This is a genomic window from Streptomyces sp. NPDC005151 (genome assembly GCF_053599875.1).
Genome location: NZ_JBSFYR010000098.1, coordinates 1 through 16,812 on the forward strand (window position 1 = coordinate 1; position 16,812 = coordinate 16,812).

Annotated in this window: 17 protein-coding genes and 2 pseudogenes; 9 read left to right on the top strand and 10 right to left on the bottom strand. The window is 68.8% G+C overall.

The genetic code is table 11. From position 1 onward, the window contains the following. The first annotated feature begins 565 nt into the window (after positions 1-565). From ACWD6R_RS33615 to ACWD6R_RS33630, 4 genes are all read left to right on the top strand, one after another. Entirely contained in the window at positions 566-1,756 is a 1,191-nt protein-coding gene (locus ACWD6R_RS33615; RefSeq protein ID WP_451822177.1) for an acetyl-CoA C-acetyltransferase, read from the top strand. 221 nt (positions 1,757-1,977) lie between these two features. Next, positions 1,978-2,307, top strand: coding sequence for a hypothetical protein (locus ACWD6R_RS33620; protein WP_451822178.1), 330 nt, complete (start codon positions 1,978-1,980; stop codon positions 2,305-2,307). A 12-nt stretch (positions 2,308-2,319) separates the two neighbouring features. Beyond that, complete coding sequence (locus tag ACWD6R_RS33625) at positions 2,320-3,126, top strand: alpha/beta hydrolase (RefSeq protein ID WP_451822179.1); 807 nt, start codon at positions 2,320-2,322, stop codon at positions 3,124-3,126. A gap of 122 nt (positions 3,127-3,248) precedes the next feature. Next, positions 3,249-4,316: a cation:proton antiporter domain-containing protein gene (locus ACWD6R_RS33630; protein WP_451822205.1), complete on the top strand. Its 1,068-nt coding sequence runs from the start codon at positions 3,249-3,251 to the stop codon at positions 4,314-4,316. On the opposite strand, the pseudogene ACWD6R_RS33635 reads toward ACWD6R_RS33630, so the two are convergent. The 8 genes and pseudogenes from ACWD6R_RS33635 to ACWD6R_RS33670 all read right to left on the bottom strand — a co-directional run. Beyond that, a pseudogene (locus ACWD6R_RS33635) lies at positions 4,222-4,515 on the bottom strand (multinuclear nonheme iron-dependent oxidase); the annotation flags it as partial. The gene ACWD6R_RS33630 and the pseudogene ACWD6R_RS33635 sit on opposite strands and share 95 nt — an antisense overlap. Next, positions 4,398-4,847, bottom strand: a complete 450-nt coding sequence (locus ACWD6R_RS33640) for a hypothetical protein (protein WP_451822180.1) — start codon at positions 4,845-4,847, stop codon at positions 4,398-4,400. The gene ACWD6R_RS33640 and the pseudogene ACWD6R_RS33635, both read right to left, overlap by 118 nt. Further along, positions 4,844-5,404, bottom strand: a complete 561-nt coding sequence (locus ACWD6R_RS33645; RefSeq protein WP_451822181.1) for a GNAT family N-acetyltransferase — start codon at positions 5,402-5,404, stop codon at positions 4,844-4,846. Before ACWD6R_RS33645 ends, ACWD6R_RS33640 begins: the two co-directional genes overlap by 4 nt. After that, positions 5,401-5,538 (bottom strand): hypothetical protein, encoded by a 138-nt coding sequence (locus ACWD6R_RS33650; RefSeq protein WP_451822182.1) that lies wholly within the window; start codon positions 5,536-5,538, stop codon positions 5,401-5,403. The genes ACWD6R_RS33645 and ACWD6R_RS33650 overlap by 4 nt, the downstream gene beginning before the upstream one ends. Further along, positions 5,538-6,140, bottom strand: a complete 603-nt coding sequence (locus ACWD6R_RS33655; protein ID WP_451822183.1) for an arginase family protein — start codon at positions 6,138-6,140, stop codon at positions 5,538-5,540. The genes ACWD6R_RS33650 and ACWD6R_RS33655 overlap by 1 nt, the downstream gene beginning before the upstream one ends. Positions 6,141-6,236: 96 nt before the next feature. Then, complete coding sequence (locus ACWD6R_RS33660; RefSeq protein ID WP_451822184.1) at positions 6,237-6,959, bottom strand: polymorphic toxin-type HINT domain-containing protein; 723 nt, start codon at positions 6,957-6,959, stop codon at positions 6,237-6,239. A gap of 49 nt (positions 6,960-7,008) precedes the next feature. After that, positions 7,009-7,929, bottom strand: coding sequence for an FG-GAP repeat domain-containing protein (locus ACWD6R_RS33665; protein WP_451822185.1), 921 nt, complete (start codon positions 7,927-7,929; stop codon positions 7,009-7,011). Beyond that, positions 7,907-8,815, bottom strand: a complete 909-nt coding sequence (locus ACWD6R_RS33670; RefSeq protein WP_451822186.1) for a hypothetical protein — start codon at positions 8,813-8,815, stop codon at positions 7,907-7,909. The genes ACWD6R_RS33665 and ACWD6R_RS33670 overlap by 23 nt, the downstream gene beginning before the upstream one ends. Before the next feature lie 450 nt (positions 8,816-9,265). On the opposite strand from ACWD6R_RS33670, the gene ctaD reads away from it, so the two are divergent. Together ctaD and ACWD6R_RS33680 are read left to right on the top strand one after the other, a co-directional pair. Continuing rightward, the gene (ctaD, locus tag ACWD6R_RS33675; protein WP_451822187.1) at positions 9,266-10,975 is read left to right on the top strand and encodes an aa3-type cytochrome oxidase subunit I; all 1,710 of its coding nucleotides are present in this window, start codon (positions 9,266-9,268) and stop codon (positions 10,973-10,975) included. Next, positions 10,972-11,361, top strand: coding sequence for a cytochrome c oxidase subunit 4 (locus tag ACWD6R_RS33680; RefSeq protein WP_451822188.1), 390 nt, complete (start codon positions 10,972-10,974; stop codon positions 11,359-11,361). The genes ctaD and ACWD6R_RS33680 overlap by 4 nt, the downstream gene beginning before the upstream one ends. On the opposite strand, the gene qcrB is transcribed toward ACWD6R_RS33680, so the two are convergent. Further along, positions 11,278-13,011 (bottom strand): cytochrome bc1 complex cytochrome b subunit, encoded by a 1,734-nt coding sequence (qcrB, locus tag ACWD6R_RS33685; RefSeq protein ID WP_451822189.1) that lies wholly within the window; start codon positions 13,009-13,011, stop codon positions 11,278-11,280. The two genes, ACWD6R_RS33680 and qcrB, sit on opposite strands and share 84 nt — an antisense overlap. 535 nt (positions 13,012-13,546) lie before the next feature. Here qcrB and ACWD6R_RS33690 point away from each other — a divergent pair. After that, positions 13,547-13,699 carry a hypothetical protein gene (locus tag ACWD6R_RS33690; protein WP_451822190.1) on the top strand — a complete coding sequence of 51 codons (153 nt, stop codon included), beginning with the start codon at positions 13,547-13,549 and terminating at the stop codon, positions 13,697-13,699. Positions 13,700-13,840: 141 nt separating this feature from the next. Here ACWD6R_RS33690 and ACWD6R_RS33695 read toward each other — a convergent pair. Continuing rightward, a pseudogene (locus ACWD6R_RS33695) lies at positions 13,841-14,038 on the bottom strand (amino acid permease); the annotation flags it as partial. Positions 14,039-14,143: 105 nt separating this feature from the next. On the opposite strand from ACWD6R_RS33695, the gene ACWD6R_RS33700 reads away from it, so the two are divergent. Then, complete coding sequence (locus ACWD6R_RS33700; protein WP_451822191.1) at positions 14,144-16,300, top strand: prolyl oligopeptidase family serine peptidase; 2,157 nt, start codon at positions 14,144-14,146, stop codon at positions 16,298-16,300. A gap of 65 nt (positions 16,301-16,365) precedes the next feature. Then, the gene (locus ACWD6R_RS33705) at positions 16,366-16,812 is read left to right on the top strand and encodes a Rieske (2Fe-2S) protein (RefSeq protein ID WP_451822192.1); all 447 of its coding nucleotides are present in this window, start codon (positions 16,366-16,368) and stop codon (positions 16,810-16,812) included.

A 16,812-nucleotide genomic window follows, 5' to 3' on the forward strand; every position in this document is an offset into this window, starting at 1 on the left:
GCGAGCGCGTCAAGAAGCCACCCAAGAACAAGTTCGCCATCAAGCGACGAGACAAGCCGCGCACTCCCAGTAACGTCCGCTACTCGCTGAAAGTCACCCGACACCCGCCCCCACCTGCGGAAACGGCCTAACTCACCGGCATTGGCAGGTCAGAGAGCCTTTGCGGCCGGTTCAAGGATCGCCACGCACTCCACGTGGTGCGTCCACCGGGAACGGGTGGAGCCCTGGCACTACCTAAAAACATGCAGGTCAGCGGCCATCTGACCGTGACGCACGCCGCGCCGTGCGTCAAACGTGCGTCACGGTCGGCGGCTTCCACGGGACACCGGACCAGAGCAGCCACACTCTCTGAAGATCACCGCTCCGTCACAGCCGCCGGGGGCGGGACCGGTGGACGGGGAGCCGCCGCCGTAGCCGGACGGCGTGCCGTTCCCGCCGGTGGGTGCTGGGACGCCTCCGATCGGCTGTGCCGTCGCTCACACCACCGGAGGGCGCACTTCCTCAGCCCAACTCGTGGTTAATGTAGTGGTGTTGTGGTCCACAACTTCTACCCACGGAGGACGTCGTGTCCGGTTCCGTCATCCTGGCTGGGGCCCGCACTCCCACCGGTCGCCTGCTCGGGGCTCTGAAGGACTTCTCCGGTGTCCAGCTCGGGGGCATCGCGATCAAGGCGGCCCTGGAGAGGGCGGGGGTGGCGCCCGAGCAAGTGGAGTACACGATCATGGGGCAGGTGCTCACCGCGGGCGCCGGCCAGATCCCGGCCCGCCAGGCCGCGGTGGCCGCCGGCATCCCGATGAGCGTCCCGGCGCTGACCGTCAACAAGGTGTGCCTCTCCGGGATCGACGCGATCGCGCTGGCCGACCAGCTGATCAGGGCCGGTGAGTTCGACCTGGTCGTGGCGGGCGGTCAGGAGTCCATGTCGCAGGCTCCGCACGTGCTTCCCAAGTCGCGTGCGGGCTTCAAGGCCGGTGACGTACCGCTGATCGACCACATGGTCCACGACGGCTTGTTCTGCCCCTTCGACCAGCTGGGCATGGGCGTCTCGACCGAGAAGTACAACAGCCGCTACGCCGGGCTGACCCGGGAGAAGCAGGACGCCTTCGCCGCGGCCTCGCACCAGCGGGCGGCCGCCGCGGCGGCCGCCGGGCGGTTCGCCGAGGAGCTGGCGCCGGTGCCGGTCCCGCAGCGCAAGGGCGACCCAGTGGTGTGTGGCACCGATGAGGGCGTGCGTCCCGACACCACGGCGGAGGTCCTGGCGAAGCTGCGTCCCGTGTACAGCGCCGCCGGCACCATCACGGCGGGGACAGCGTCTCAGATCTCCGACGGCGCCGCGGCCGTGGTGGTGGCGAGCAAGGCCAAGGCCGAGGAGCTGGGCCTGCCCTGGATCGCCGAGATCGGCGCCCACGGCGTGGTGGCCGGGCCGGACGCAAGCCTGCACGAGCAGCCGTCGAACGCGATCAGGGCGGCGCTGGCCAAGGCCAAGCTGGAGCCGTCCGACCTGGACCTGGTGGAGATCAACGAGGCGTTCTCCGCCGTCGGCATCGTCTCCACCGAGCAGCTGGGCATCAGCCCGGACATCGTGAACGTCGACGGCGGAGCCATCGCGCTCGGCCACCCGATCGGCGCCTCCGGCGCCCGGCTCATCGTCCACCTGGCCTATGAGCTGCGCCGCCGCGGCGGCGGTCTCGGCGCGGCAGCGCTGTGCGGCGGCGGCGGGCAGGGCGACGCCCTGCTGATCCGCGTGCCGTCCGCCTGACGGCCGGCCGGAGCAGCGCGGCCGGGAGCCGGAGGAACGACACGGCCCCCTGGGTGCGGCACATGGTGGCCGCGCCCAGGGGGCCGTCCGCAACCCGCAATCCGGCGGGCCGGGTCGCCCCTGAATTCGGGGGTCACTGGGTGGGCGTGACCCGGTCCTGAGGCGCCTGCGCTGTGGCCGCGGCCGCCGGCGCGGGTTTCGGCCGTAGCATGGTGAGCATCATGCACACCACGGCCGCGCACAGGATGTCAGGTGCCGGAAGCGTCACCCTGACCCGGCTGTGCACCCTGGAGGGCGAGGAACGGCCCGTCGGCGCCATCGCGGCGGCCCATGGGATCCGGCCCGGCACGATCCTGGACGTCCCCGGCAAGGACGCGAGCGCGCGCCTGACCGAGGCGGGCGTCAGAGCCTCCAAGGCCGCCGACCGATGGCGTGAGCGCCTGATCGGGGGCGGCGACCACCCCTACCGCCTTCCCTTCGACATCGTGGAATCACCCGAGGTTCGGAAAATCATCTCCGCGTACCTGCGGAGCGTGGAAGAAACAAGATAAGGGGCGATCAAATTGGACACCGGCACCACGGAAAAGCTGCGCCGGCTGGCCTTCACGCCGATGCGGACGCAGCCTCCGAACGCCACCCGGCCGATCCTGGAACAGGCTGCCAAGGAGGTCGAGGTCGTCGACGGCGGCAAGGTGATCCACTACCTCTGGGGCGAGGGCGAGCGGCGGATCCTGCTGGTCCACGGCTGGGCCGACAACGCCGGGCACCTGACCGTCCTGGCGGACGCGCTCGCCGCGGCGGGCTGCGCGGTGGTCGTCGCCGATCTCCCCGGCCACGGCGAGTCGGAGGGAGCGGAGTCCTCCGTCATCCACTTCGCCAAGGCGGTCGAGGCGGCCAACGAGCGGTTCGGCCCCTTCCACGCCGTCGTCGCCCACTCGCTGGGCGCCGCGGCCACGACCTACGCCATGTCGCGCGGGGTCACGCTGGAGCGGGCCGTGTTCGTCAACCCCATCAGCAGCTACACCAGCCTTTGGCGCCGCTCCGGCGAGGTGATGCAGGTATCGCCCAAGGCCATCGGGCTGGTCCGCTCTCGTGCGGAGGAATGGCTCGGCATCTCCTTCGGCGCCATCGAACCGGCTCTCGCGGCACGGGACTTCACCAGCCGGTTGCTCGTCGTCCACGACGAGAACGACCCGGAGTCGCCGATCGCCGACAGCGAGGCGCTGGTGGCGACCTGGGGGCAGGCCGAGCTGATGCGGGTGCGGGACCTGGGCCACACCAAGGTGCTGCGCGACGACGCCGTGGTCCGCCGTGCCGTCGGCTTCCTGACGGCGGACGACGCGGCGGGTGATGGAGCGGCGGGCCGGTGACGCTCCCCGTGGCCGCTCACGCGACCGCCGCACTCGGCGCCTTCCTGGTCGTCGGGTTCCTGGGACGCCGGCTCGCCCGCCGGATCGGGCAGCCCGGCGTCGTCGGCGAGATCGCGTTCGGCATGCTGCTCGGGCCGGCGGTCCTCGGCCTGGCCTGGCCGAAGGCGCAGTCCGCCGAGCGCCTGTGCGCCCGGTGGCCCTGGCTGGTGGCCGTCGTCCTGGGCGTCTGCGTGCTCCAGGCGGCGGACGTTACGGAGTCCCGGGGGCTCACCGCGATCTTCGGCGCGTTCGTGGTGGGGCTGATGATCCCGCCCGACTCGCCGCACTGGGACGCACCGGTCCGCTGGGTGTCCACGCTGGGCCTGTGGCTGGTGCCGGTCTTCTTCATCGCCACCGGGCTGACGATATGGACGGCCTCGGGCGGCATCCCCTGGCTGGTGGCGATCCTGGCGACGGTCCTGGCCGTGCTCTCCAAGATCGGCGGCGGTTACGCGGTCTCCCGCCTGGGCGGGGAGGGGCGCGCCGAGGCGCTTCGCGTCGGCGTCATGCTCAACACCCGGGGGCTCACCGAGATCGTCCTGCTCCAGGCCGGGTACAGCGCCGGAGTGCTCACCTCCGGCGCTGTATCTGGCGCTGCTGGTGATGGCGGTGGTCACCACCTCGATGACCGGCCCGCTCCTGTCGCTGATCGACCGCCGCCAAGGGGCGGACGCGCCGCCGGCGCCCCGGAAGGGCGAGCAGGATCTGAACGAGGACGCCACGGCCACCGCGAAGTTGGGCGCCCATCGGGAGAGGTCGTCGACGACCTGTGCCATGAGGCGAGCCCAGGCCAGGTACTGCGTCGTCTCCTCGTCGTGCGGGGCCGCCGGACCAGACTCCGGAAACAGTCGGCCTTCGGCACGTCGCGAGCGACTTCTTCCGACATGGTCATGCCATTACCCTCACCATCGCGTCGAGACCGCGGTGCTGGACCTGTGCTGGGGCCAGTTCGGCCTCGTAGGTCACCCAACAAAGCTCCGGGGCACGCTCCTTCACGATCCGGAGCACCTCAAGACAACCCCCCAGCGGTGGGACGTTGTGGTTGTCGAGCAGCAGTCGCCGGTCGCCGTACCGGACCTCGCTCAGTCCGGCGATGTGCGCCACCCGGACGGCCTCGAACGGCACCCGGTCCACCTCGAGGCCCTCGTTGACGCACGCAGCGTAGAAGTGCCCGATGTCGAAGCAGAGCGTCGCTCCGCGCTCGGCCAGTTCCTGCATGAACTCGCGGGGACTCAGATCGCCGCCGTGGGTGAGGCTGAAAGGGTTCTCGGCATGGACCGGGGCACCCAGCTCCGCCGACAGCCCCTGGACGTTGCGGGCGACGCGTCCGGCGACCTCGCGGTCGAGCAACGCGGGGCGGAACCAGAGGTTTCGCTCCCCTCGCCCGCCCAGCCTCCACAACCGAAGTCGGTGACCATGTAGCGCGGCTCGGTTCCCGCGTGGTTCTCCGCGATCAGCCTGGCCTCGTCCTTGATGTCGAGGACGTCGGGCAATTCGACCGACACGAGGTGCCGGGTCATGTCGCTGACGATGCCCTCTTCGAAGAGGCGCCGCATGCCGGGGTCGTTCGCCGGCGGGTAGTGGCCGCCGTACTCGACATAGGAGACCCGCCGGTACACGGTGTCGTCCAAGTGGCCCAGAGCGGGCACGAAGTCGGAGACGCTGATCCCGATCCTGGTCAATTCTTCCCCCCGATCCATTCGTGCCGCAGCAGTCCGAAGATCAGCTCGTCGACGCGCTGCCCGTCGCGCTGGATGTTCTCCCGCATGACGCCCTCGCGTACGAAGCCCACACGCTCGAACAGCCGCACGGAACGTGTGTTGTCGGCGAAGACCTCCACCGTGATCCGGTCGAGATCGAGCACGTCGAAGGCGTGGTCGACCGCCTGCACGACCGCCAGATGCCCGTAGCCGCGCCCCCACAGGTCCTTCTCGCCGATGACGATGCCCAGCCGGCACCGCCGGTGAGCCCGTTCGATGAGCGCCAGGTGGAGGAAGCCGATGGGCTCCGCACGGCCTGCGAGCCCGATCGCGAGGTGGACGATGTCGTCACTGGGGCACATCCAGCGCTCGAGCGTCGCGGCGACCTGCTCACGGGTGTACGTGCGGGTCCCGTCGTCGCTGAGCCGCTGGATCTCGACGTCGTTCTTCCACCGCAGCAGCGGTTCGAGGCTCGCCGACGTGTGGGGCCGCAACTCGACGGCGGCATCGGTCACCTGGGCCGCCAGCCTCTCATTCATCGCGTCTTTCGCTCCTTGACGAGTTCATGGATACATCGCATCGCGATCTCGGCAGTCGCACGGTGGGCGGGATCGGGCACGATCTCCGACACGTCGGCGCTCACGACGGTGCAGTTGTCCGCGATCCAGGCCATCACGCGTCTGACCTGCTCCGGGGAGGCTCCTTGCTCCCCGTGTTCGGCACGTACACCGGATCGAGGACGTCGACGTCCAGGCTGACGTGCACCTTCCTTCCTCTCAGTGTGGACAGCGCCCCCGGGTCGACGTCGCGGACGACCGTGACGGGGCCGCCGGGACCGTAGGCATCGTCGTAGGTCGTCCATGCCCTCGCGCCCACATTGACCACCTCGCGGAAGTCGCCACCGGCGGCGAGCGCCGCCACGAAGTTGCCATTGTGCACCTCGCCGGATCCGTCGAGATGGAAACCCAGGTCCAGATGGGCGTCCAGGTAGACGTAGGTCAGATCCTTGTGCCGTGCGGCCGCGGTGGCGGCCACCGGATAACTGACCGTGTGGTCGCCTCCGATGACGACGGGGACATACCCGGCCGCGAAGGCCGTCGAGGAGATCTCGGAGATTCCGCGGACCACGTCGCCCACGTCGCCGGAGAGGACGCCCACATCGATGGCCGAGGGCCGGTACCGGCGGGTCCAGGGCCGCATCCGGGCGGACCAGCGCCGGACGAAGGTGGCAGCCCCGTCGGAGTTCTCGCCGAACCTCCGCGACGCCGTGCGCATTTCCTGATTCAGTGATCAGATCTCGAACGCCATCTGCTTCAATGTCACCGTTCTCCAGGGCTACCCCCTCTCGGGCATTCGGGCCAGCACCCAGCGTCAGATCGCACTTCTGACCTGGCGTTGCATTGTGAACGAGTACCGGGGTCTCACCGGCCAGCACATAGTACGTCCGGCGTCGACCCAGGCGTTCTCCGAGACGGACCAGAAGGGGTGCGTCGTCGTGGAGACCAGCGACGCGGTGTCGTCGCCGTTCCCGGTCGCGATGGTGAGGTCGACGAAGTGCTTGTCGTCCTCGGTGACGATGGCGCCGGCGACTTCGCGGACCGTGGTCTCGCCGGTCTCGGGGTCGGTGACGATGAGCTTGTCACCGGGCTCGACGTCCTCGATGGGCTTGGTCGTGCCGTCGGCTCCGAGGACCTTGGTGCCGGGTAGGAAGCTGTGCTTCGCACAAGCGACCGCTGCCGGCTCGCTCGACTTACCCCGCTTGGCCGCCTGTCTGACCTTCGCCTCTGCCGAGGCCAGCACATCCTTGGCCTTGCCGAGCGCCTTGGACGACCTCATCATGGCCGTGACCCCGCCGACGAGATCGTCGACCAGGCCGACGACTCTCTTGGCAAGTCTGGCGCCCTTGGCCCAGTCCCATGGAGCCCCGTACTTGGCGAGAATCTTGCCGACTATGCCGCCGGCGAAGCTGCCCGCGATGTTGAGGGCGGTCTCTCCACAGGAACCGAGGTCACCGGTGGAGAGACAGTCCAAGGCGGCGTCGATGCCGAGGATGTCACGAACGATCTTGACGATTTCCTTGGTCGCCTGGACCATGCGCTTCTTGGCCGAGGAGTACTGCTGCTCCGCCTGATTGACGTTCGCTTTAGCCTTGTTGGCGTCGGTCCTCGCCGGGCACGCCGACGGCGAGTACGGATTCGGTGGTGGAGGTCGCGCCGGACGGACGGTAGGGGGCCATGGCGAGCGACGTGGCGAAGCCGTCTCCCACTTCCTCGGCGCCGTTCACCGCGTCCGAGTCCTGACCGATGCCGAACAGCGGCTTGGGGGCTCCCGAGACGAGGGTATGGCTGAAGACGTCGGCGGCTCCGCCGAACGTCTTGGTTCCCAGTGCCTCACCCGGTGCACCGATGGTGAAGTGGGTGGGAGTGCTCGCCAGCGAAGCTCCGAAGCGGTCGTCCTGCTCTGCTGTCCCGGGCATGGGGCCGGCTGTTTCGACATCCTGATGGATCGTCACCACGGTCTGTGCGGTGGCGTGGACGTAGTACACCGCTCCGCTGTCCACCACGGTGCCCAGGTCCTCTCCGGGGTCGCCGATGAGCAGGTACGGCGAGCCGGCCGTGGTCTTGCCGGCCGAGAGCGCGTATCCGAGCCAGTCGTCCTTCTCCGCCGCTCCTCCCAGCACCGTGTCCGTGCCCTGGAGGTATTCCTTGGCCGCCGGGCCCGTGCCGAGCCCGGTCGTGGCCCCGTGGATGACCTGGACCAGTCCGGAGTCGGCGTAAGTCGCTGCCGACGGCGTGGTGACGGTGAGGTCCTCGTAGGGGATGCCGACCACGAGATCGCTGCAGCCGTCGAGGTTCGCGTCGTAGACCGCCAGTGAGAAGCCGAAGCGGTCGCCGGCTTCCACCGAACCGGGGACGCCGGGGGTGTCCTGGTCGAGGCGCAGCGTGCCCTTGCCTCCGCCGTAGACAATGTGCACTTCGCCCGCCTCGGCATTCCCCGCCACCGTGGCCTCGGGGTCGGCGATGGCGATGTCCCGCACGCCGTCACCGTTGAAGTCGCTGTCCACGCCGGACGGACATGCCGCCGCAGCAGCGGCGACGGATGTCAGCGCAGGGCTGGAGGCGCCGGCGAACGCCGCGCTCAGGACCATGGCGTCGACAGCTGCCCTGCCCCGTCCCCAGGCGCGGACGGGTTTCGTCCCGTGGGCGTTCTCCCCGCCGGGGGCAGGGGTCGATCTCGAAAGTCTGTACCGCACGTGTCTGTTTCCCACCCTGTGTTGTTCGCCGCCCGCGGTGTCTCTCGAGGAAGCGCCGCATCGCCTCCACAAGGATCACGTCCCCGCACAGCCCCTCGGGGCCGAGCAGGAGCCGCCCTTCCGTCTCGGTCAGCACGGACGACAGCCCTCGGACGTGTTCCAGGAACCGGGTCAGTGTGTCGTCGACGGAGGAGTGCTCTCCGGGCCAGCCCGGCCCGAACATGGCCCGGCTCGCGTCGAACCAGCCAGCCCGGGTCGGTACGCGGAGATTCTTCAAGACGGGTGCCCTGCGGCCCCCGGTCTCCAGTGCGTGGGAGACCGCGCAGGCGTAGCGCAGACATGCGATACGCACGTCGTCGTCCATGCCGTCCGCGCTCAGCGCGGAGGCGACGATCTCGAGCACCCGGTCAGCCCCGTAGTCGTGGACGAGGTTCGCGGTCCTGAGCCACTTGCGGCCCTGGACTCTGCGCTTGCGGCCCTTGCCGGACCAAGCGATGCCCTCGTGCACGAAGTGCAGGCGGTCAGACAGCGCGTCGGGCAGGGGTGGCAGGGAGCCGCCCTGCGGGGCATCACGGTCGAAGAAGACTCCTTCCCCGCCGGCTGGTGCCGTCGTCGACCGGGAACTGATGATGATTCGCTTGCCGGCCAGAGCCGACCCGTCGGGGAATGCCTGGGAGAGGTCGTAGTAGAAGTCCACGCCCACCATCCGGGATCGAAGCGGTCGCGTACGGCGGCCTGGGCAAGCTGTTCCGCCCAGGCCGCGAGCCGCTCGGTGGGAGGTTCGAGGCGCCTGCCCACAGCCCTGGCCAGGAGTACCAACCGCCGCAGCCGGGTGGGGTGCAGCTTTGGGTCGACGAGATCCGTGACCCCAGTGACAGCAACCTCCTGCGGGGTGCAGACCGTCCAGAGCACAGTCGCGCATTCCCGCCCGAACGGACGTGCCGTCGCCCGGTCGACCCCGGCGCTCGCACCAGAAGTGACGACGGTCTGGCTCATGACCGCCGGGCATCCGGGACCCGGCGGGCCCATGGGACACCCGATCGGAGCACCGGTGAACTGGTGAAATTCGAGGTGTCACCGCCAGTCGTATGGGCCGTCGATGGTGGCAGGCTCCACCATCGAGTCAACCGGGAGGAACGGAGAACCGATGGCGCAGGACCTGCAGGAAGCCGCGTCGGCCGAGCCGGTGGGCAACAGGCGCATCAATGCCGGTGTGAGGCTCATGGGCTGGCTGACGACCACGGACCACAAGGTCATCGGCAATCTCTACATGGTCACCGCGTTCGGGTTCTTCCTGCTGGGCGGAGTGTTGGCCATGCTTATGCGAGCGGAGCTGGCCCGGCCAGGACTTCAGATTGTCAGCGCGGAACAGTACAACCAGCTGTTCACGATCCACGGCACCGTCATGATGCTGCTGTTCGCCACGCCGATGTTCGGCGGCTTCGCGAACGCCATCATGCCGCTGCAGATCGGCGCGCCCGACGTCGCCTTCCCTCGCCTGAACGCGCTCACCTACTGGCTCTTCCTCTTCGGCGGAATCATCGTGGTGTCCGGATTCGTGGTGCCCGGCGGCGCGGCACACTTCGGCTGGTTCGCCTACGCTCCGCTGAACAGTGCCGTCTTCTCGCCCGGCGCCGGCGGAGACCTCTGGACCATGGGCCTGGTGCTGTCGGGGATCAGTACGACCCTGGCATCGGTCAATTTCATCACTACGATCGTCTGTCTGCGCGCCCCCGGTATGACCATGTTCCGGATGCCGATCTTCACCTGGAACATTCTGTTCACCTCGATCCTCGCGCTGCTCGCGTTTCCGGTGCTCGCTGCCACGCTGCTCGTCCTCGAAGCCGACCGGAAGTTCGGGGCGCATGTTTTCGACTCCGCCAACGGCGGGGCACTGCTGTGGCAGCACCTGTTCTGGTTCTTCGGCCATCCCGAGGTCTACATTGTCGCGTTGCCCTTCTTCGGAGTGGTGAGCGAGATCATTCCATCGTTCAGCCGGAAGCCTATGTTCGGGTATTTCGGAATGGTGATGGCCACGATCAGCATCACCATGCTCTCGGCGGTTGTCTGGGCCCACCACATGTTCGCGACGGGAGCCGTTCTCCTTCCCTTCTTCTCCGCCATGTCATTCATCATCGCCGTGCCCACCGGCGTCAAGTTCTTCAACTGGATCGGCACCATGTGGCACGGCAGCCTCTCGTTCGAGACACCCATGCTCTGGGCGATCGGCTTCCTCGTGACATTTCTCCTCGGCGGCCTCAGCGGGGTGCTGATCGCCTCACCCCCGCTGGACTTCCATCTCACCGATTCATACTTCATCGTCGCCCACCTCCATTACGTGCTCTTCGGAACAGTGGTCTTCGCGATGTTCGGCGGCTTCTACTTCTGGTGGCCCAAGTTCACCGGACGCATGCTGAATGAACGCATCGGCCGTATCCATTTCTGGACCTTGTTCGTCGGCTTTCAGCTCACCTTCCTGGTCCAGCACTGGCTGGGGGAGGCCGGAATGCCCCGGCGTTACGCCGACTATCTCGCGGCGGACGGCTTCACCCTGCTCAATACGATCTCGTCCGTCGGCTCCTTTGCGCTGGGCCTGTCGACGCTGCCGTTCCTGTACAACGTGTGGCACACCAGCCGTTACGCACCGAAGGTCGAAGTGGACGACCCGTGGGGGTTCGGCCGTTCCCTGGAGTGGGCGACCTCCTGTCCACCCCCGAGGCACAATTTCCGGGCTTTGCCCCGTGTACGTTCCGACTCGCCGGCCTTCGACCTGCACCACCCCCTGAAGGAGAAGCCGGGCCTCGGCCGAGGCGGGTCCCACTCCATTTCGGGCGCCGAGGAGGAGTCGGGCGAATGAAGACCGAGGCCATTCTCTTCGCCGGAGTCGCGGCGTTCTTTCTCGTGACCGATGTTCTCTACGCCGTGTGGTCCCACGATCCGACAGGCACGGCGGCGCTTACCATCTCGTTCCTCATGGCGCTGCTGGTCACGTTCTTCTTCGCCACCAACTACCGGAGGAAGGGGCTGCGCCCCGAGGACCGCAGGGACGGGCAGATCCATGAGCGGTCCGGTCCGGTGGACTTCTTTCCTCCGCACAGCATCTGGCCGTCGCTGACAGCCGCGGGGATGGCCCTGCTCGCTCTCGGTGTGGTGTTCGGTCTATGGCTCTTCCTGATCGGGCTGGGCGTGGTCCTGGCGGGGGTGTTCGGAATGGTCTTCCAGTACGCGCGTGCGCAGGGCTGAGGGCGGTTCTCGGCCCTCGGGCCCGCGGACCGGCTCCGGCGGCGCCGTCCGCTCGGCGATCCGGGACCGTTGCTCGTCCGTGGCGGGCAGTTCCACGAGGTCCCTGTAGTACCACCCGCTCAATACGGTCCGAAGCCGTCGCCGACGCGAGACCGGGCCCTCCCCGGGGAGCTCCAGGGGCGTCGGGACATCACGCATCAGGATGCGGTAGCGGGCTGTCGGGCTCAGGCCGCGGTGGCTCTCCGAGAGGTCGCCGTTCATCGATTGGGTCACCTGGCCGGTCTCCTCGCCCTCGGTCAGCCGACGGCGGTCCCGCATCTGAAGGGCGAGGCAGAGGCGTTTGGTCAGCGCGAACGCCAGGAGCGGGGCGGCGATCAGCGCGATCCTGAGGATCCAGGTCATGACCTGGACCGAAACCCTGAACGAGAAGGCGACGACATCGTTGCCGCCGGCGACCAGGAGAACGGCGTAGAAGATGATGGCCGCCACGCCGAGCCCGGTACGGGTTGGCCGGTTGCGCGGCCGGTCGCACAGATGGTGTTCCCTGCGGTCGCCCGTCACCCACTTCTCGAAGAAGGGATAGAGGAACAGCACCGTGAAGACCACGCCTGGCAGCACGAGCGCCGGAATGAACACATTCCACATGATGGTGTGCCCCGCGATGTTGGTCTCCCATGGCGGCATCAGCCGGAGCGCGCCCTCCAGGAACCCGACATACCAGTCCGGCTGTGCGTTACCAGAAACCTGGTCGGCACGGTAGGGGCCGTAGTTCCATACGGGGTTGATCTGGGCGAGCCCTCCCAGCAGGGCCAGTACGCCGAACACCATGAGGAAGAAACCTGTGGTCTTCGCGGTGAAGTGCGGGAACGCCGGTGAGCCGACGGCGTTCTTGTTGGTCTTCCCCCGCCCCGCCCAGTGGGTGTGTTTGAGGTAGACCACCAGCATGAGATGAACGGTGATCAGCGCCACGATCAGGCCGGGCACGAGCAGGATGTGCACGGCGTACAGACGAGGGATCACGTCATTGCCCGGGAACTGTCCTCCGAAGACGAACAGCTCCACGTACGTTCCGACGACAGGGATCGACCCCACAATGGTGGCCGCCGTCCTCAGGCCCGTACCGGACAGCAGATCGTCGGGCAGCGAGTAGCCCGCGAATCCTTCGAGGAGCGCGAGTACGAACAGTGTCACGCCCACGATCCAGTTGGCCTCCCGCGGCTTACGGAAGGCGCCGGTGAAGAAGATCCGCAGCATATGGACGGCGATCGCGGCGACGAACACCAGTGCTGCCCAGTGATGGATCTGACGGATCAGCAGGCCTCCGCGCACGTCGAAGCTGATGTTGAGGGTGGTGGTGTAGGCCTGTGTCATCCTCACGCCCTGCAGGGGCGCATAGGAACCGGTGTAGACGCTCTCCATCATGCTCGGGTCGAAGAACAGGGTGAGGTACACGCCGGTGAGGACCAGGACCACGAACGAGTAGAGGGCGATCTCTCCGAGGAGAAAAGACCAGTGGTCGGGAAAGGCCTTGCGCAGCAACTGCCTGGTCAGCTCGCTGACGGGCAGGCGCGCATCCATCGCACCGTATCCACTGACCGCCGCCTTCCCGGCCCGGGTCTTCAGCTGCGCCTTACGTTTCCGCAGGGGCATGCACCACTCTCCCGTCGATCTCCCTTCCGCCACCCGTCCCTTATTGTTCCGGTTCGCCCTTTACGGGTAACGCATTACTCGAAGGGATTACGCAGAATCGCGGTATCGGCACCTGATCGGCCGACCTGGCCCTGGCGTACCGGGTGGGACCGCGCTGGTGCGCCGGGCCCACCCCGCAAGCGCTGTGCGAGTCCCCGCCGCCAAAAGGGGCGATGCCCGTCGCCTCGTCGCCCTCGACGCCATGGCTCCGTTCGCCCAACCGGCAATCTCCATAGGCGGTTGGCGGAACCTTGAACGTCGGCGACTCCCCCCGCATCCGCGAACATCCGGTCCGCGCCAGACGCCCCCACGACGGGAGCCCCCAGAACTCCGGCGCCCACGGCCGCCACGCCGCCGGCCTCGATCCGGTATCCGCACATGGGATACGAGGTGTGCACCACCGGGCGTGCAGTGATCCGCGGTTCAGATCACCCATGCGGGGCGACCAGGCCGCGGTCCGCCGGCGCGGCCGCCCCGCACGGCCGCCCCGCACGTGATGAAGACGGCCCACGAAATCGGCGCCGAGACCGTCGCATATCAGCCATCGGCCCGCGTCGTCCCCGCGGACCTATGGCGCTCCGCACCGCGCGCTATGCGCAAGGAAGCCGGCCACCTGGCCGAAGCCGTCGGCGTGGTCGCCGTCAGTTGACCAGGGACACGCAGGGACAGGGGGACAATCTGGCCCCCTTCTCTCGTGTCTGTCGCCCCTACGGTGACGCCTCCAGCCAGCACCTACCGACGCGCCCGTCCACACCTGGCCGGTTGGCTGACCGGTCCCCCCGCCGAGGGTTCAGGCGCGCGCCCTGCGGGCCGACATCCATGCGTAGACCAGGACACCCGCGAAGAGGAACAGCACGCCCTGGTAGACGGCGGCGTAGCCGGAGCCCGCCAGGAGCCACATGGAGAAGCCGAAGGCGGCCAGCGCGAGCACGGCGTCGCGGGCGAGGCGAGCCGGGCGGGCCCGGTCGCCCTGCCCCGAGACGAGGAAAACCCACCCCCCAATTGCCGGTCGGTCTTAAATGCGTTGCGCGACAGCCGGTACATGCCTCAATGCTGGTCGCAGCAGCGGATCACGACCGAGAGGAACACCGAGATGACCACGGCCGAAGCCGCCTCAGCCCACGCCGGTGGACTGCCGCTCCAGTCGGCCCGCACCAGGCGTTTCTCGCTCGGGGTGCCCCGGCAGTTCACCGTGTCGCCCGACGGCGGGCGGGTCCTTTTCGTCAGGACGACGGGCGGCACCGACCCGGTGAGCCGCCTGTGGCTGCACGAGGACGGCGGTGAGCGGATACTCGCCGACCCGCCCGCCCTGCGGCGCGGAGACGCGGACCCCGGCGAGGTACCGGCAGAGGAGCTGGCACGCCGGGAGCGGGCCAGGGAGATGTCGACCGGAGTGGTGTCGTACGCGACGGACGCCGAAGTCCGGCTCGTCGCCTTCGCCCTCCAGGGCGAGCTCTGGGTGGTACGGACGGACGGTGGCACCCCGCGCCGGGTCGCCACCGCCGGACCCGTGGTCGATCCGCGGCCCTCGCCCGATGGCACCTTGATCGCGTACGTCTCCGGGGGCGCACTGCGGACTGTGCGGAGCGACGGGACCGACGACCGGCCGGTGGCCGTACCGGAGGAGCGGAAGGGACACGTGACGTACGGGCTCTCCGACTATGTGTCGGCCGAGTCGCTCGGGCGCCCACGCGGCTACTGGTGGTCCCCCGACAGCGATGCGCTGCTGGTGGCACGCGTGGACACCTCGATGGTCCGGCGCAGGTACATCAGCGATCCGGCGAATCCGGAGCGTCCGCCGCGCGCGGTGGCGTACCCGGCGGCGGGCACGGCGAACGCGGAGGTGTCGCTGCACCTGGTGCGGGTGTCGGGCGAACGGGTCGCGGTGCGGCTGCCCACGGCCGCAGGCGAGGACCACCCGCAGGGGACGTGGACGGACCCGGCGTTCGAGTATGTCGCCACTGCCGCGTGGGACCGGCACGGTCCGCTGGTCTCCGTACAGACGCGTGATCAGCGCTCGGTGTACGTTCTGGCGGTGGATCCGGCCACGGGAGAGACCCGGACTCTGCACCGCGCCCACGACGCCGCATGGGTCGCCCTCCGGCCGGGTACGCCGCTGCGCCTCGCCTCCGGGGCGCTCGTCGTCCCCGCTCAGCCCGGCGGCGACACCCAGGGGCTGGACATCGACGGCCGTACGACACCGCCGGGACTGGAGGTCCGTGAGGTCGTCGGCACCGTCGGTGAGCGGGTGTTCTTCACCGCGAGCGAGGAGCCGACGGATATCCATGTCTGGTCGTACGCGGCGGGGGCAACCGGCGACGGTCCCGTACGCATCAGTGGGACGCCGGGTGTGCACACGGCCACGGCAGGCGGCCCCGCGCTCGTACTGGACAGCAGGACCCCGGACGGGCAGACGGTGTCGGTGCTGCGCGACGGTGCGCCGGCGGGGCGGATCGGAGTCCTCGCCGAGACTCCCGTGGTCACCCCGCGGCCCCTCGCACTGAGCCTGGGCGAGCGGGAGCTTCGCAGCCACCTGTACCTGCCGTCCTGGCACCGCCCCGGCGACGACCGTCTGCCCGTGCTGCTCAGCCCGTATGCGGGCCACGGCATGCAGTTGGTCCTGCAGGCGCGCGGCTGGTGGACCGCAGTCGCCCAGTGGTTCGCCGAGCAGGGGTTCGCGGTGCTGGTCACGGACGGGCGTGGCACTCCGGGGCGCGGCGAGGCGTGGGAGAAATCCGTGCGGGGCGACCGGCTGACGGCTGTCCTGCGGGATCAGATGGACGCGTTGCACGCAGCGGTCGCGCAGTATCCCCAACTGGACCCGGGGAGGGTGGCGATGCGCGGCTGGTCGTTCAGCGGCTATCTCGCGGCCGCGGCCGTACTGCGTCACCCGGACGTGTTCCACGCGGCGGTCGCGGGCGCCGCACCGACCGACCGGCGGCTGTACGACACCCACTGGGAGGAGCGGTTTCTCGGCCATCCGGAGGTGGACCCGGAGACGTACGAGCGCAATTCGCTGCTGGCCGAGGCACACCGGCTGACGCGGCCGCTCATGCTGGTCCACGGACTCGCCGACGACAATGTGACCGTCGCCCACATGCTGCGGTTCTCCGCCGCGCTGCTGGCGGCGGGACGACCGCACACGGTGCTGCCGCTCTCCGGGGCGACCCACCTGGTCACCCAGGAGGAGACGGTCGCCCATCTGTTGGTCCTGGAGCGGGACTTCCTGAGGAAATCCCTCGGTCGTTGAACACGGGACATCGACCGCGCGTATCCCTGGTCGAAGCCATGAACAACGCGGAAGGGAATGCCAGCATGAGCACATCGCAGGAGCAGGAGGTCCGTCCTGGGCGTCGCACCGTCGTCGCAGCCGCCGGTGCCGTCGGAGTGGCCGCCGTACTCACCGCGTGCGGCGGCTCGAAGGACTCGGGCGGCTCGGCCGCCGTCGAACAGGCCGGTGCCGGCGGTGCTGCGGGCGTCCTGGCGAAGACCGCCGACATCCCCGAGGGCGGCGGGAAGGTCTTCGCCGACAAGGGTGTCGTCGTCACGCAGCCGAAGGCCGGGGAGTTCAAGGCGTTCTCGTCGAAGTGCACGCATCGGGGGTGCGCGGTGTCGAGCGTCTCGGGCGGCACGATCAACTGCCCGTGTCACGGCAGCAAGTTCGACGCCGCGACGGGCAGTGTGTCGGCGGGCCCGGCCACCGAACCACTGCCCGCCGCGTCGATCAAGGTCGAGGGCGACTCGATCACGCTCGCCCCGTAG

What these genes read in the sequence shown, in the direction of transcription:
- ACWD6R_RS33680 (WP_451822188.1), top strand. Translation starts at nt 10,972, where the DNA reads ATGAAGACCGAGGCCATTCTCTTCGCCGGAGTCGCGGCGTTCTTTCTC.
- ACWD6R_RS33620 (WP_451822178.1), top strand. Translation starts at nt 1,978, where the DNA reads ATGCACACCACGGCCGCGCACAGGATGTCAGGTGCCGGAAGCGTCACC.
- ACWD6R_RS33700 (WP_451822191.1), top strand. Translation starts at nt 14,144, where the DNA reads ATGACCACGGCCGAAGCCGCCTCAGCCCACGCCGGTGGACTGCCGCTC.
- ACWD6R_RS33660 (WP_451822184.1), bottom strand. Translation starts at nt 6,959, where the DNA reads ATGGTCCAGGCGACCAAGGAAATCGTCAAGATCGTTCGTGACATCCTC.
- ctaD (WP_451822187.1), top strand. Translation starts at nt 9,266, where the DNA reads ATGGCGCAGGACCTGCAGGAAGCCGCGTCGGCCGAGCCGGTGGGCAAC.
- ACWD6R_RS33650 (WP_451822182.1), bottom strand. Translation starts at nt 5,538, where the DNA reads ATGGCCTGGATCGCGGACAACTGCACCGTCGTGAGCGCCGACGTGTCG.
- ACWD6R_RS33655 (WP_451822183.1), bottom strand. Translation starts at nt 6,140, where the DNA reads ATGCGCACGGCGTCGCGGAGGTTCGGCGAGAACTCCGACGGGGCTGCC.
- ACWD6R_RS33705 (WP_451822192.1), top strand. Translation starts at nt 16,366, where the DNA reads ATGAGCACATCGCAGGAGCAGGAGGTCCGTCCTGGGCGTCGCACCGTC.
- ACWD6R_RS33645 (WP_451822181.1), bottom strand. Translation starts at nt 5,404, where the DNA reads ATGAATGAGAGGCTGGCGGCCCAGGTGACCGATGCCGCCGTCGAGTTG.
- qcrB (WP_451822189.1), bottom strand. Translation starts at nt 13,011, where the DNA reads ATGCCCCTGCGGAAACGTAAGGCGCAGCTGAAGACCCGGGCCGGGAAG.
- ACWD6R_RS33630 (WP_451822205.1), top strand. Translation starts at nt 3,249, where the DNA reads ATGCTGCTCGGGCCGGCGGTCCTCGGCCTGGCCTGGCCGAAGGCGCAG.
- ACWD6R_RS33690 (WP_451822190.1), top strand. Translation starts at nt 13,547, where the DNA reads ATGAAGACGGCCCACGAAATCGGCGCCGAGACCGTCGCATATCAGCCA.